Source organism: Pseudomonas sp. UBA6699 (assembly GCF_002454615.1).
Lineage (GTDB): Bacteria > Pseudomonadota > Gammaproteobacteria > Pseudomonadales > Pseudomonadaceae > Aquipseudomonas > Aquipseudomonas juntendi.
This window is the reverse complement of the sequence record NZ_DKJF01000081.1, coordinates 23,494-38,354: the sequence shown is the minus strand read 5'-3', so window position 1 is coordinate 38,354 and position 14,861 is coordinate 23,494. Positions and strand designations below refer to the sequence as shown.

Sequence of the window (14,861 nt, the reverse complement as noted above, 5' to 3'; positions counted from 1 at the left end):
GCTCTTCCGATCTGCAGCTTGCAGCTTGCAGCTTGCAGCTTGCAGCTTGCAGCTTGCAGCTTGCAGCTTGCAGCTTGCAGCTTGCAGCTTGCAGCTTGCAGCTTGCAGCTCAATAAAGGTCGACCGGGTCGACATCCAGCGACCAGCGGACCTGGCGCCCGCTCGGCATCTGCTCCAACACTAGCAACCAGGCACTGATCAGTCGATGCAAAGGCGCCCGGGTGTTGGCCTGTATCAACAACTGCGCGCGGAAACGCCCGGCGCGCCGCTCCATGGGGGCCGGAACCGGGCCCAGCAGCTCGATGCCTGGCAGCCGCTGTTCGGCGACCAGGCGCTCGGCGGCGGCGCGGGCCTCGTCCAGAAAACCTTCAGCCTGCCCCGGCTTGTGCGCTTCTGCGCGCAGCAAGGCCAGGTGCGAGTAGGGCGGCAGCCCGGCGGCACGGCGTTCGTCCAGGGCCTGTTCGGCAAAGGCGAAGTAGCCTTGTTCGGTCAGTTGCACCAGCAGCGGGTGATCGGCCAGGTGGGTCTGGATGATGACCTTGCCCGGTTCTTCGGCACGCCCAGCACGCCCGGCGACCTGCACGATCAGTTGCGCCATGCGCTCGCTGGCGCGGAAGTCGCCCGAGAAAAGCCCCCCGTCGGCGTCGAGGATGGCCACCAGGGTTACCCGCGGGAAATGGTGCCCTTTGGCAAGCATCTGGGTACCGACAAGAATGCTCGGCTGGCCTTTCTGGATGGTACTGAACAGCTGGTGCATGGCGTCCTTGCGCGCCGTGCTGTCGCGGTCCACACGCAGAATCGGGTAGTCCGGGAACAGCACTTTCAGGCGTTCTTCGGCGCGTTCGGTGCCCGCACCGACCGGGCGCAGGTCGACGTGGTCGCACTGCGGGCACTGGTGTGGCAGGTGTTCGTCATAGCCGCAGTGGTGGCAGCGCAACACCCCGGAGCGCTGGTGCACGGTCATGCGCGCGTCGCAGCGCGGGCATTCCGACAGCCAGCCGCAATCGTGGCACAGCAGCGTAGGGGCGAAGCCGCGGCGGTTGAGGAACACCAGCACTTGCTGGCCGGCTTCCAGTGTCAGGCGGATGGCCTGCTGCAGCGGGCCGCTGATGCCACTGTCCAGCGGCAGGCTTTTGACATCCAGGCGCAGCATGCGCGGTGGGCGTGCGCCGCCCGCGCGCTGATTCATGCGCAACAGGCGGTAGCGGCCGGTGAGGGCGTTGTGCAAGGTTTCCAGCGAGGGCGTGGCGGAGCCGAGCAGGATCGGAATGTTCTCCTGGTGCGCCCGCACCAGCGCCAGGTCGCGGGCATGGTAGCGCAGGCCCTCCTGCTGTTTATAAGAACCGTCGTGTTCTTCGTCGATGATGATCAGGCCAGGGTTTTTCATGGGCGTGAACAGCGCTGAACGGGTGCCTATGATAATGTCGGCTTCGCCATCGCGTGCCGCCAGCCAGGCGTCCAGGCGGTCCCGGTCGTTCACCGCCGAATGCAGCAAGGCAATCCGGGCGTTGAAGCGTTGCTCGAAGCGCGCCAGGGTTTGCGGGCCGAGGTTGATCTCCGGGATCAGTACCAGCGCCTGCTTGCCGGCCTCGAGGGTTTCGCGGATCAGCTGCAGGTAGACCTCGGTCTTGCCGCTGCCGGTCACGCCGGCCAGCAGGAAGGCCGCAAAACCGCCGAAGCCCTCGCACACCGCCTCGAAGGCATCGCGTTGCTCGTCATTGAGCGGCAGCTCCGGCTGTGCCAGCCAGTGTTCGTGGCGCAAGCCCGGCTTCTGGCGGCGGACTTCGATCTGCACCAGTTCCTTGGCCAGCAGCAGGTCGAGGCTGTCCTTGTTCAGGTTGAGCTTGGCCAGCAGGCTGTGCGCCACCCCGTGCGGGTGCTGCGCCAGGGTCTTGAGGGCATCGCGCTGGCGCGGTGCCCGGGCGATGCGCGGGTCGTCCAGGCGGGCGTCGGGGGCAATGTGCCAGAAGCGCTCCTGGCGCATTTCTGCGGGCTCGCCCTGGCGCAGTAGCGTGGGCAAGGCCCAGCTCAAGGTGTCACCCAGGCTGTGCTGGTAGTACTGCGCGGTCCACAGGCACAGCTTGAACAGCGAAGGCGGAATCGGGGAGACCGGGTCGAGCAAGGCGCTGGCCGGCTTCAGCTTGTCGGCGGGCACCTCGCTCTGCGCGCACACTTCGACCAGTACGCCGATCATTTCGCGGCGGCCAAATGGCACGCGAATGCGCATGCCCGGGGCCAGGGCCTGGCGCGCCATGCTCGCTGGCGCCTTGTAGTCGAACAGGCGCCGCAACGGCGAGGGCAGGGCAAGGCGCAGGATGACGTCGGACACGCAGAAAGTCTCGGAGGGCATTACAAGAACTGGCGAGCCTAGCAGACGACGGTCGGTGCAAGCGACATCTTGCACTGACGGTGTGCTCTGGTATTATTCGCCGCCTAATTACGTGCGGTATTCAACAATTGGTGTTGGGTGGCGGCACGCAGCTCGAGGAAGTGACCATGAAAGAAGGTATCCACCCGAACTACGAAGCTGTTGCAGTCACCTGCAGCTGCGGTAACAAGTTCGAAACCCGTTCGACCCTGGGCAGCACCCTGTCGATCGACGTTTGCAACCTGTGCCACCCGTTCTACACCGGTAAGCAGAAAGTCCTGGACACCGGTGGCCGCGTACAGAAGTTCGCCGACCGCTTCGGTATGTTCGGTACCAAGAAGTAATCATGCGCATGGCGAGTCCTTCGGGCTTCGCATTGTTGCTGAAAAAGGCGCCCCTCGTGGGCGCCTTTTTTGTGGGTGCGATCTGGCATTTGCCCGCCCTGGCCTTCTGCCCGCTGCCGGTCAAACCCGAGCAGGTTCGGGTGCGACAGGTGGTCGACGGCGACACCGTGCGTCTGGTGGATGGCCGCAGTGTGCGGCTGATCGGCATCAACACCCCGGAGATCGGTCGCAAGGGGCGTAGCAGCGAGCCCTATGCCGAAGCTGCCAAGCGGCGCCTGCAGGCGTTGGTCAAGGCCAGTGACGGGCGTGTAGGGCTGGTTCCCGGTGTGCAAGCCAAAGACAAGTATGGGCGCACACTGGCGCACATTTATGGCCGTAATGGCGACAATCTCGAAGCACAATTGCTCAGTGAAGGCTTGGGCTACCGGGTGGCCGTCGCCCCCAATGTGCGCCTCAGTGGCTGCCAGCAACGCGCCGAGCAGGCCGCACGCCAGGCCGGCGCCGGCCTTTGGCGGCAGTCGCCCGTGGTGCCGGCAGACGCCATCAGGCAGCCTGGTTTTGCTGTGCTCAGTGGCCGAATCATGAGCATCGAACGCAACCGAGGTGGTGTCTGGTTGAACCTTGACCGTGCCGTGGTGGTGCAGGTCTCCGCTCGTCTGCAGCGCAACTTCCCGGCCAGTTTCTTCGCTAACCTCAAAGGGCGCCAGGTCGAGGTGCGTGGCTGGGTGGTGGACCGTTCCCGCAAGGGCGGCCTCAAGCCAGGGCAGCGGCGCTGGGTATTGCCACTGACCGACCCGAGCATGCTGGCGCGTACTTCTGGCTAAAAAATGTAGACAGTTCGCTATTGGATTGTACACACTGTTAGCCGTATGCCCCCGTGGGTTTTAGCGGAAAGTCGTAGGCTAAAGGCCTTGACACAAGTGACCGACCAGTCTTGTGACTACCCGGCTCTTTGCGTATCCTCGGCGGTCCGTCAGAACAGTAAATAGCGGAATGCCCACCATGTCAGACCTGAAAACTGCCGCTCTCGAATATCACGCTCAACCTCGCCCGGGGAAACTGAGCGTCGAACTTTCCAAGCCAACTGCCACTGCCCGTGACCTCGCCCTGGCCTACAGCCCAGGTGTTGCCGAGCCGGTGCGTGAAATTGGCCGGGATCCAGAGCTGGCATACAAATACACCGGCAAAGGCAACCTGGTTGCGGTGATTTCCGATGGCACTGCCATCCTCGGTCTGGGTGACCTCGGCCCACTGGCTTCCAAGCCGGTCATGGAAGGCAAGGGCGTTCTGTTCAAGCGTTTCGCAGGTATCGACGTATTCGACATCGAAGTCGAATCGGAAAGCCCGCAAGCATTCATCGACACCGTTCGCCGCATCTCGATCACCTTCGGTGGCATCAACCTCGAAGATATCAAGGCGCCAGAGTGCTTCGAGATCGAACGCACGCTGATCGAACAGTGCGACATTCCGGTGTTCCACGATGACCAGCACGGTACCGCCATCGTTACTGCGGCCGGCATGATCAACGCCCTGGAAATCGCCGGCAAGAAGCTCGAAGAAGCCAAGATCGTGTGCCTGGGTGCCGGTGCAGCTGCCATCTCCTGCATGAAGTTGCTGGTGAGCATGGGTGCCAAGGTCGAGAACATCTACATGATCGACCGCAGCGGCGTAATCCACGCTGGCCGTGACGACCTGAACCAGTACAAGGCCCAGTTCGCCCACGCGACCGACAAGCGCACCCTGGCCGACGCCCTGGAGGGTGCCGACGTGTTCGTTGGCCTGTCCGGCCCGAACCTGCTGAGCGCAGAAGGCCTGAAGTCGATGGCGGCCAACCCGATCGTGTTCGCCTGCTCCAACCCTGATCCGGAAATTTCGCCAGCGCTGGCTCACGCCACCCGCAGCGACGTGATCATGGCCACCGGCCGTTCGGACTACCCGAACCAGGTCAACAACGTACTGGGCTTCCCGTTCATCTTCCGTGGTGCCCTGGACGTACGCGCCAAGCGCATCAACGAAGAAATGAAAATCGCTGCGGCCATCGCCCTGAAAGACCTGGCCAAGCTGCCGGTACCTAAGGAAGTGTGCGATGCCTACGGCGTGCAAGCGCTGGAGTTCGGCCGTGAGTACATCATTCCGAAGCCCCTGGATGCCCGCCTGATCACCGTCGTTTCCGACGCCGTGGCCAAGGCTGCCATCGAGTCCGGCGTTGCTACCCTGCCGTATCCAAAGCACTACCCGCTCAAGAGCGTGGATGACGTGTTCAACGGCTGATTGCTGTTGTAGCGGTGTAAAAAGCCCCGGCTCTTTCGAGCCGGGGCTTTTTTATGCGCGGTGGGAATGCGTCGGGGCCGGGAGGTGAGGGGCAGGGGCCGACAGTGTCGGCGCCCGTAGGGTCGAACGCCGCCGTGCACCTGCCCCGGATCGGGCGCCCTGCCTCAGAACAGGTCCATCGGCGTCGCTTCATCCGCTGGCAATGGGCTGCCCGGCACGGCCCCATTGCCCAGTTCGTCCACCGATGGCGGCGAATCCTCGGCCTTGAACAGCTCGAAGTAGGCATTGGGTGTGCCCGGCGAAGCTGCCCGGCCGCTGACGGGGTCTACGCGCAGGCTGAGAATGCCTTCTGGCTCGGCCGGCGCATGTGCAGGCTTGTTCTTGAGTGCCGCACCCATGAAGCTCATCCAGATCGGCAGCGCCGCCGTGCCGCCGTACTCCCGGTGGCCCAGGGTTTCCGGCTGGTCGAAGCCAACCCACACGGTGGTCACGTAGTCGGCGTTGTAGCCAGAGAACCAGGCGTCCTTGGACTCGTTGGTGGTACCGGTCTTGCCTGCCAGGTCGGTGCGGCCCAAAGCCAGCGCCCGGCGGCCGGTGCCGCGCTTGATCACGTCCTGCAGCATGCTGGTGAGAATATAGGTGGTACGCCCGTCGATGATGCGCTCGGCAACCGCTGGTGGCTGCGCTGCCGCAGGGGTTTGGCCGGGGGCCGCCGGTGCCTCGCCGGGCATGCTGGCGGTGCTGATCGGCTGCTCGGGGGCGGCCAGGCCGGCCTGGTCTTCAGTACCTTGGGGTACGCGAGCCGGGTTGGCGGTGAACAGCGTTTCGCCACTGCGGCTCTCGATACGGTCGATCAGGTAGGGGGCAATCTTGTAGCCACCGTTGGCAAAGGTGCTCCAGCCTGTAGCGATTTCCATCGGCGTCAGGGTGGCGGTACCCAGGGCCAGCGACAGGTTGCGCGGCAGGTCCTGCTTGTTGAAGCCGAACTTGGCGATGTAGTCGATGGTGCGGTCCACGCCCATGGCCTGCAGCAAGCGGATCGAAACCAGGTTGCGCGACTTGTACAGCGCTTCGCGCATGCGGATCGGGCCGAGGAACGTGTTGGTATCGTTCTTCGGTCGCCACACCTTATCGACCGATTCGTCGACGAATACGATCGGCGCGTCGTTGACCAGGCTGGCGGCGGTATAGCCACTGTCCAGTGCAGCACTGTAGATGAACGGCTTGAAGCTTGAGCCCGGTTGGCGTTTGGCCTGCATCGCCCGGTTGTAGTTGCTCTGCTCGAACGAGAAACCGCCGACCAAGGCGCGGATGGCGCCGCTGTTGGGGTCGAGGGTGACCAGTGCACTCTGTGCCCCCGGCACCTGGCTGAACTTGAAGGTGCCATCGTCCAGGCGTTGCAGGCGCACCAGGTCACCGACCTGGGCGACATCGGCGGGCGACTGCGGGGTGCGGCCCTGGGCGTTGCTGTTGATGAACGGGCGCGCCCATTTCATGGTGTCCCAGGGCACATGCACCTGCTGGCCGTCACGGGTCAGCACTGCAAGGCCGGTTTTTTCGACCCGGGTGACGATGCCGGGCTCCAGCCCGCCCAAGGTGCGTTGCTTGCCCAGTTCCTGGCGCCAGGCAGCCTCGGTGCGCCCCGGGAAGCGGGCTTCAGGGCCGCGGTAGCCGTGGCGCTCGTCATAATCGGACAGGCCATTGAGGATGGCCTTGTTGGCCATTTCCTGCATGTCACTGGGCACGGTGGTGGTAACGCGGAAGCCTTCGGTGTAAGCGTCGCTGCCGTAGCGGCCAACCATTTCCGCGCGAGCCATTTCCGCGACGTACGGTGCATTCACCTCGGGCGTCGGCACGTGGTAGCTGGCGTTGAGTGGCTCGTCCAGGGCGGCCTGGTAGCTGGCCTGGTCAATCTTGCCCAGCTTGTACATGCGGCCCAGGATCCAGTCGCGGCGCTCTTTGGCGCGCACCGGGTTGGCCAGTGGGTTGAAGCGCGAGGGCGCCTTGGGCAGGCCGGCGATCATCGCCATCTGTGCCAGGCTCACGTCACGGATCGACTTGCCGTAGTAGACCTGGGCCGCGGCGTCGATACCGTAGGCGCGGTTGCCGAGGTAGATCTTGTTCACGTACAGCTCAAGAATCTCGTCCTTGGTCAGCTCCCGCTCGATCTGCAGGGCCAACAGAATTTCGTTGGTCTTGCGCGAGAAGCTGCGCTCGCTGGTCAGGAAGAAGTTCTTGGCCACCTGCATGGTGATGGTGCTGCCGCCGGTCTGAATGTGCCCGGTTTTCACCAACTGGGTGGCCGCGCGCATCAGGCTGCTGGGGTCCACGCCGTAGTGGTTGAGGAAATTGTCGTCCTCGGCTGACAGCAATGCCTGAATGAACTGTGGGGGAATGTCTGCGAAACGGATCGGCGAACGGCGCATTTCGCCAAATTCGGCAATCAGCTTGCCATCGCTGCTGTACACCTTGAGGGGGATCTGCAACTGGATGCTTCTGAGCGAATCGACCGAGGGCAGGTTGGGACTAAGATACAGAAACGCACCGCTCACACCGAGTACGAGCGCGCAAATGACTGCGACGGAAGACCACCAGAAGAACTTCAGCAGACGTATCAAGGCTTTTCGGTGTCCAGGTTGAAAGTGGATTGCACGCAGGTCCGGCGGACCAAAAAACGCTGGGCATTATACGCATTTTTTCGCCTTTCCGGGCCACCGGCCAGGCAGCCCGTCGCCCTGGCGGGTGGCCCCGGCCCAGTGTTGCCGCGGGGGCGCGACATACAGCAAGGAATTCGCAATGCTTGGACGCTTCGGCAAGGATGCCGGTTCACTGGTAGGGGTGGAAATTACCGCTCACGCCATTCATCTGGTGCAACTGCAACAGCGCAAACGCGGCTGGCGGGTGCTGGGTTGGGCCCATGAGCCGCTGCAGCTCGGGGCAGGCAATGACTGGGCAGCAGCGCCCGAGCAGGTCTCGGCGGCATTGCAGCGCGCTCATCGGCGCAGCGGCCTCGGCGAGCGGCGGCTGGCTCTGGCGCTGCCCGCCAGCCAGGTCATCTGCAAGTTGTGTCACCTGCCAGTGGGGCCCAGTGAGGAGCAACTGGAGGCGCAGTTGCTGGCGGATGCCGAACGGTTGTTTCCGTTCCCGCTGGAAGACCTGGCCCTGGACTTCCAGGTTCTGGGGGCTTCAGGTGTTCAGCCAGCCTGCAGCGAGGTGCTGGTTGCAGCGTGTCGGCAGAGTGCACTGGCACCCCTCGAGGCGCTGGTGCAGGAGGCGGGGCTGCAACTGGAGGCGGTCGAGGTCGACAGCATTGCCCTGCGCCGCATGCTGCCTGCGGGTGAGCAGGCTGGGGCGGCGTTGCTGCGTATCGAACCCCACCGGGCGACTGTTCATGCCTGGGCGCCTGGCGGGGCGCTGCAGCGTCGGGAGCTGCGGGCAGCTGACGGGGATATGGCCGCGCAACTGCCCGAGCGGCTGCCTGCGCTGCTCGCCGAAGGGCTTTTACCTGCCAGGTTGTGGGTCAGCAACTGCTCACCGCTGCAGCCAGGCTGGCTGCAGGCCCTGGGCCAAAGCCTGGCGCTGCCGTGCCAAGAACTGCCTGCGCTGGCCGGGCTTGCCCAGGTCGATGGGCCGATGCTGCTGGCGAGTGCCCTGGCCCTTGCAGGGGCGCGACCATGATGCGGCTGAACCTTCTGCCGTGGCGCGAACGCCAGCGCCAGGCGGCCATGCGCCGGTTTCGCAGCCATCTGGTGGCTGGCGCATTGCTGGCATTGTGCGCCGTGACGCTGGTCGACCAACAGGCACGCCAGCGCGGTCAGCAACAAGCGTTGGCCAACACCCAGCGCCAGGCAGCCCTGGAAACCCTGGGCCTGGAGGCTCAGCCACTGGCTGATGTGCGTGCCCAGCATGCCGCACTGCTCGGCCGCCTGGCGGTGCTGGAGGGCCTGCAGGCTCAGCAGGGGGTTCTGCCTGGCGTATTCGCCGACCTCGAAAGGGCACTGCCATTGGGCATGCAGCTGCTGGGCCTCAGCCTGGAAAACGGCCGCATGGAGTTGAGCGGGCTCGCCACCTCCGGCGCCGTACTGGCCCAGTTCATGCGCGACCTGGAGCGTTCCGGCGTGCTGCTGGACCTGGAGCTCAAACACATCAAGAGCCAGCCAGGCGGCGATGAATTCTTGCTGGCTGCGCGCGTGGCGGCGTTCTGGTCGTGACCAAGGTGCAACTGCTCGCATGGCTTGGCGCAGCCGAGCGCTCCAGCCGCTTCCGGCGGCTGGCACCTGTGGCACTGGCGGTGCTGCTGTTCGGCCTGGGCTGCGCGATTCGCCTGCCGGGCATGTTGCAGCAGCAGGGTGAAGAAGAGGGCAAGCACGCCGAGCTGAGCCGGCAGCAGGCTGCCACGCAGGCGCAGATTGCCGAGTTGCAGGGGGTGCGGGCACAGCTGGCGAGCGATGGGCAGCGCTTGCAAAAGGCACTATGGCAGCTGGCTGCCGGCGAAAGCATGAGCGACCTGCTAGACCGTCTGTCGGGTTCGGGGCGCGAGCACGGCCTGCTCGTCGAGCGCCTCGATGTGCACGAGCAGCAGCAGCGGCAGGGCTTCAGCGTAGTGCCACTGGAGTTGCAGGTGGTGGGCAGCTACCCAGCCTTGCGGGGCTGGCTGGAAGAGTGGTTGGGGCAGGCGCGTGTCATGCACGGTCGCAGCATGCGCCTGGCAGCCGGCGGTGGCGAACCAGGCCTGCTGCGTTTGCAACTGCGGGTCGATGCCTATCACGCGCCGGTTGCCGGGGCGGCAGTCGCCATGCTTGCGCGGCTGCCTGCCAGGCCGGCAACGCGAGCACCGGCCATGGATCCGTTCGCCGCGTTGGCAACGCACCTGTCGGGTGGTTTGACCCGCGCGCCCCTGGCCCAGTTGGAAATGGTCGGCAGCCTGACGCGTGGGCAGGAACATCAAGCGCTGCTGCGGGCGGCCGGCAGGCTCTACCGCGTCCGCCTTGGGGACCGGGTAGGGCGTGATCAAGGGATAGTGATGCACATCGGCCCGCGCCAGGTCGAAGTGCGCGAACGGTTGTTCATGGCGGGGGTGTGGCATGAACGCACGGCGTTCATCACCCTCGCAAAACGCCTGGGCAAGGAGGCCCCGGATCAGAATGAGAACGAGGATGATCTACCTGCTGGCGGCCCTGCTGCCCATGCCTCTGGCGACCGCGACGCCTTACCAGGGTGAGCCGCTGTCGCTGCACTTTCAGGATGTCGAGATTCGCTCGGTTTTGCAGGTGCTCGCCGACTATGCCGGCGTCAACCTGGTCGCCAGCGACGAGGTGCAGGGCAATGTCACCCTGCGCTTGCAGGATGTGCCGTGGGATCAGGCGCTGGACCTGGTCTTGCGCAGCAAAAGCCTCGCCCGGCGCCAGGAGGGTAATGTGCTGCTGGTGGCACCGGCGGCCACGCTGGCTGCGCAAACTGCCGAAGCGCGTGCGGGGCAGGTGCTGGAGGCGCAGTTGCAGCCCATGCGCCGGGAGCTGTTGCCTGTTCACCATGCCAAGGCTGCCGAACTTGCGGAACTGCTCAAGACCAGCCTGGCCGACGAAAGCCTGCTCGCCGGGTGGGGCAGCCTGAGTGTCGATGAGCGCACCAATACCCTGGTGGCCTACCTGCCGGCCGAACGCCTCGATGAGCTGCGGCAACTGGTGGCGCAGCTGGATGTGCCGGTGCGCCAGGTGGCGATCGAGGCGCGCATCGTCGAGGCCAACGTCGATTACGAGAAAGCCCTTGGGGTGCGCTGGGGCGGCCCTTTGTATGGCGACAACCCGCTGCCGGGCAAGTCGCTGTTCGTCGACCTGGGTGTCGAGCGGGCTGGCAGCAGCATCGGCCTTGGCCTGCTGCGCGGGGATGTGCTGCTGGACCTCGAGCTCAGCGCCATGGAAAAAAGCGGCAATGGCGAGATCATTTCGCAACCCAAGGTGGTCACGGCCGACAAGGAAACGGCCAGGATCCTCAAGGGCACCGAGGTGCCCTACCAGGAAACCACCAAGAGCGGCGCTACCTCGGTGTCGTTCCGCGAGGCCTCGCTGTCGTTGGAGGTGACCCCGCAAATTACCCCGGACAACAAGGTAATCATGGCTGTCAGGGTGACCAAGGACGAACCGGATTACGTCAATGCCTTGAACGACGTGCCGCCGATCCGCAAGAACGAGGTGAATGCCAAGGTTCGCGTGGCCGACGGCGAAACGATCGTGATTGGCGGCGTGTACTCGACTTCGCAAAACAATGTGGTCGACAAGGTGCCATTTTTGGGTGATCTGCCGTATGTTGGGCGGCTGTTTCGACGCGATGCATTACAAGAGAAAAAATCCGAGCTGCTGGTCTTCCTGACTCCGCGTATCATGAGTGACCAGGCGATTGCTGTGAGTCGTTGATTCTGTGCGAAATTTGATACTTGTGGGGCCCATGGGTGCTGGTAAAAGCACCATCGGCCGCCTATTGGCCAAAGAGCTGCGCCTGCTGTTCAAGGATTCCGACAAGGAAATCGAACTGCGTTGCGGCGCCAACATCCCGTGGATTTTCGACAAGGAAGGCGAGCCGGGTTTCCGTGATCGCGAGCAAGCGATGATTGCCGAGCTGTGTGGCCTCGACGGCGTGGTCCTGGCTACCGGTGGCGGTGCCGTCATGCGCGAAGCCAACCGCCAGGCGCTGCACCAAGGCGGCCGGGTAATCTACCTGCACGCCTCGGTCGAACAGCAGGTCGGCCGCACGGCGCGCGACCGCAATCGCCCGCTGCTGCGCACCGCCAACCCCGAGGCCACCTTGCGGAACCTGCTGGAAACCCGCGACCCGCTCTACCGCGAGATCGCCGACCTGGTCGTAGAAACCGACGAGCGGCCACCACGCATGGTGGTGATCGACATCCTCGAGCGCTTGCAGCAGTTGCCGCCCCGTTAACCCGGGACTATTCTCGGCCACCAGCGCCGAGGCGAGGTTCAACGTTACCGCGCAGGTCGCCAGAACGGCACCGCGCCCAAGAACATTGTGGGGATACATGCAGACACTGAAGGTCGACCTGGGCGAGCGTAGCTACCCGATCTACATTGGCGAAGGCCTGTTGGACCAGCCCGAGCTGCTCGCGCCGCACATTGCCGGCCGGCAGGTTGCCATCGTCTCCAACGAGACCGTCGCGCCGCTGTATCTCGACCGCCTGGCCAAGACCCTGGGGGCCTACTCGGTGCTGCCAGTGGTACTGCCCGATGGCGAAGCCCACAAGAACTGGGAAACCCTGCAACTGATCTTCGATGGCCTGCTGACGGCGCGGCATGACCGCCGTACCACCGTTGTCGCCCTGGGCGGCGGGGTGGTCGGTGACATGGCCGGCTTTGCCGCTGCCTGCTATCAGCGGGGTGTGGACTTCATCCAGGTGCCGACCACCCTGTTGTCCCAGGTCGATTCCTCGGTAGGCGGCAAGACCGGCATCAACCACCCGCTGGGCAAGAACATGGTCGGCGCCTTCTACCAGCCCAACGCGGTGCTGATCGATACCACCAGCCTGAAGACCCTGCCGGCGCGCGAGCTTTCGGCAGGCCTGGCCGAAGTGATCAAGTATGGGCTGATCTGTGACAAGCCCTTCCTCGCCTGGCTCGAAGACAATATGCAGGCCCTGCGTACCCTCGACTCGGCAGCCCTGACCGAAGCCATTCGCCGCTCGTGTGCGGCCAAGGCCGCAGTGGTGGGCGCCGACGAACGCGAGTCTGGCGTGCGGGCCACGCTGAACCTGGGGCATACCTTCGGGCATGCCATCGAAACCCACATGGGCTATGGCGTGTGGCTGCACGGCGAAGCCGTGGCGGCGGGCACGGTCATGGCCCTGGAAATGTCCATGCGCCTTGGCTGGCTCGACCAGGCCGAGCGCGATCGCGGAATCCGCCTGTTGCAGGACGCAGGTTTGCCGGTGGTGCCACCACAGGAAATGACCCCGGCGCATTTCATGGAGCACATGGCGGTCGACAAGAAGGTGCTCGACGGGCGTCTGCGTCTGGTGCTGCTGCGCCAGATGGGCGAGGCCGTGGTCACCGACGACTATCCGAAAGAGATTCTACAGGCCACGCTGTCGGCGGATTACCGCGCGATCGTGGCCCAGCTTTGAGGTTGTGACAGCGCAATGACCAGTTTGCATGCCGATGAGGCCTTTCTCGACCATTACCAGTTGAGCCACGATCCGTTCGCACCGCGGGTGCCCGGCTTCAAGTTTTTCCCTGCCCAGCGCAAGCCTGTGCTCGGCCAGCTGCACCACCTGGCTCGCTACAGCCAACTGATGCTGGTCGTCACCGGCCCGCAGGGTAGCGGCAAGACCCTGCTGCGCCAGGCGCTGGTGGCCAGCACCAACAAGCAGGCGGTGCAGAGCGTCGTGGTGTCCGCCCGTGGTGCCAGCGATGCTGCCAGTGTATTGGGCCAGGTCGCGCAGAACCTGGACGTGGCCCAGCCGGAGATGCAGGCGATCCTGTCCAAGGTGGTGCAACTGGCACTCACCGGGCAGGAAGTGTACTTGCTGGTGGACGATGCGGAACAACTCGACGAGTCGGCACTCCAAGCGTTGCTGGAATTGGCGGCGGGGGTGCCGGAAGGGCGTCCGCACGTGTTCCTGTTTGGTGAGCCCTCGCTGATTGCAGGGCTGGACGAGCTCAATGTCGAGGAAGAACGCTTCCACATCATCGAGCTGGCCCCCTACAGTGAAGAGGAAACCCGCGAATACCTGGAGCAGCGCCTGGCAGGCGCAGGCCGGGGCATCGAGGTGTTCAGCCGTGAACAGATCGTCGATATCCATGAAAACTCCGACGGCTGGCCTGGCAACATCAACCAGGTCGCCCGTGACACTTTGATCGAAGCCATGATCGCCAGCCGGACGACGGCCAAGCGACCATCCATGGGGTTCAAGATGCCAAAAAAACATGTGCTCGCGTTGTCTGCCGTGGTCGTGGTTGCCGTTGCAGCTGCCGTGTTGATGCCCAAGAAGGGCGAAAAAGCGCCGGCCGACGCACCGGCTGCCCAGGCTCAGTTACCGCTTGGCGACGGCAAGCAGGGCGCCAACATCGAGTTCTCTGGCTCGTCCCAGCCGGTGCCGCTGCCACTGGGAGGCCAGTCGCAGCCGGTGATGCGCGAGCCGCTGGCCCAGGCCGCAGGCATGGGTGAGGGGGAAGAAGGCAGCCCGGCTGGCGATACCGCCCTGCAGCCTGGCAACCCGCCGCCGACCGTGACCACCATCGCCCCGCCGCAAGGCGTAGCGGCGGGCCCCGCGCCGACGCCTGCGCAACCCGTGCAGCAGGTTGCGCCTGCGCAAAAACCGGTCGCAACCCAGCCTGCCAAGCCGGTTGCGACGGCCAAGCCGGCCCCGGCACCGACCCAGGTCGCCGTGGCCAAGCCGGCCGCCAAGCCTGCTGAAAAACCAGCCGCTGGCGGCACTGGCAACAGCAGCTGGTACGCCGGCCAGAAACCGGGCAATTACGTGGTGCAAATCCTTGGCACCAGCTCCGAGGCCTCGGCGCAGGCGTACGTGAAAGCCCAGGGTGGCGACTATCGCTACTTCAAGAAAGACCTGCAAGGCAAGCCGCTGTATGTGGTCACTTACGGCAGTTTCGCCAGCCGCGATGCCGCGGTTGCGGCAATCAAGAACTTGCCAGCGAAGGTCCAGGCTGGTAAACCTTGGCCACGTACCGTCGCCAGCGTCCAACAAGAGCTGGCCTCGGCCCGCTGATACCTGCCGGGCGGCACCACCCCGCTGCCCTGTTGCTAAGCGAATTCTAGCTTTCGACTAGCCTGCTGCGCCCGAGCGCGGCAGGCTTTTCTGTCCCAGACTGCCGGCCACAAGCCCCGAGTTGCAGTCATGGCTGAAACGC

Annotated in this window: 12 protein-coding genes; 10 read left to right on the top strand and 2 right to left on the bottom strand. The window is 64.6% G+C overall.

Going from position 1 to position 14,861, the window contains the following annotated elements:
• Positions 1 to 109: 109 nt before the first annotated feature.
• Complete coding sequence (locus B3361_RS16185) at positions 110 to 2,329, bottom strand: primosomal protein N' (RefSeq protein WP_286920272.1); 2,220 nt, start codon at positions 2,327 to 2,329, stop codon at positions 110 to 112.
• A gap of 167 nt (positions 2,330 to 2,496) precedes the next feature.
• Here B3361_RS16185 and rpmE point away from each other — a divergent pair, with 167 nt between their 5' ends.
• The 3 genes from rpmE to B3361_RS16170 all read left to right on the top strand — a co-directional run bounded on the left by rpmE (position 2,497) and on the right by B3361_RS16170 (position 4,983).
• Positions 2,497 to 2,712 carry a 50S ribosomal protein L31 gene (rpmE, locus tag B3361_RS16180; protein WP_009684941.1) on the top strand — a complete coding sequence of 72 codons (216 nt, stop codon included), beginning with the start codon at positions 2,497 to 2,499 and terminating at the stop codon, positions 2,710 to 2,712.
• 2 nt (positions 2,713 to 2,714) lie between these two features.
• Positions 2,715 to 3,536 (top strand): thermonuclease family protein, encoded by an 822-nt coding sequence (locus tag B3361_RS16175; RefSeq protein WP_054904629.1) that lies wholly within the window; start codon positions 2,715 to 2,717, stop codon positions 3,534 to 3,536.
• 178 nt (positions 3,537 to 3,714) lie between these two features.
• Positions 3,715 to 4,983, top strand: coding sequence for a malic enzyme-like NAD(P)-binding protein (locus B3361_RS16170; RefSeq protein WP_009684943.1), 1,269 nt, complete (start codon positions 3,715 to 3,717; stop codon positions 4,981 to 4,983).
• A 164-nt stretch (positions 4,984 to 5,147) separates the two neighbouring features.
• Here B3361_RS16170 and B3361_RS16165 read toward each other — a convergent pair whose 3' ends face one another.
• Positions 5,148 to 7,601: a penicillin-binding protein 1A gene (locus B3361_RS16165; protein WP_054904628.1), complete on the bottom strand. Its 2,454-nt coding sequence runs from the start codon at positions 7,599 to 7,601 to the stop codon at positions 5,148 to 5,150.
• Positions 7,602 to 7,779: 178 nt separating this feature from the next.
• Here B3361_RS16165 and pilM point away from each other — a divergent pair, with 178 nt between their 5' ends.
• From pilM to B3361_RS16130, 7 genes are all read left to right on the top strand, one after another.
• Positions 7,780 to 8,661 (top strand): type IV pilus biogenesis protein PilM, encoded by an 882-nt coding sequence (gene pilM / locus B3361_RS16160; protein WP_054904627.1) that lies wholly within the window; start codon positions 7,780 to 7,782, stop codon positions 8,659 to 8,661.
• Positions 8,658 to 9,194 (top strand): PilN domain-containing protein, encoded by a 537-nt coding sequence (locus B3361_RS16155; protein ID WP_054904626.1) that lies wholly within the window; start codon positions 8,658 to 8,660, stop codon positions 9,192 to 9,194. The genes pilM and B3361_RS16155 overlap by 4 nt, the downstream gene beginning before the upstream one ends.
• An 11-nt stretch (positions 9,195 to 9,205) precedes the next feature.
• Positions 9,206 to 10,204, top strand: a complete 999-nt coding sequence (locus B3361_RS16150; RefSeq protein WP_054904648.1) for a pilus assembly protein PilP — start codon at positions 9,206 to 9,208, stop codon at positions 10,202 to 10,204.
• On the top strand, positions 10,128 to 11,396 hold the full coding sequence (locus B3361_RS16145) for a type IV pilus secretin PilQ (RefSeq protein ID WP_054904625.1): 1,269 nt from the start codon (positions 10,128 to 10,130) through the stop codon (positions 11,394 to 11,396). The genes B3361_RS16150 and B3361_RS16145 overlap by 77 nt, the downstream gene beginning before the upstream one ends.
• A 4-nt stretch (positions 11,397 to 11,400) precedes the next feature.
• Positions 11,401 to 11,919, top strand: a complete 519-nt coding sequence (aroK, locus tag B3361_RS16140; RefSeq protein ID WP_009684951.1) for a shikimate kinase AroK — start codon at positions 11,401 to 11,403, stop codon at positions 11,917 to 11,919.
• 97 nt (positions 11,920 to 12,016) lie between these two features.
• Positions 12,017 to 13,114, top strand: a complete 1,098-nt coding sequence (gene aroB, locus B3361_RS16135) for a 3-dehydroquinate synthase (protein WP_054904624.1) — start codon at positions 12,017 to 12,019, stop codon at positions 13,112 to 13,114.
• Positions 13,115 to 13,129: 15 nt separating this feature from the next.
• Positions 13,130 to 14,719, top strand: coding sequence for an SPOR domain-containing protein (locus tag B3361_RS16130; RefSeq protein ID WP_054904623.1), 1,590 nt, complete (start codon positions 13,130 to 13,132; stop codon positions 14,717 to 14,719).
• The last annotated feature ends 142 nt before the right edge of the window (positions 14,720 to 14,861 follow it).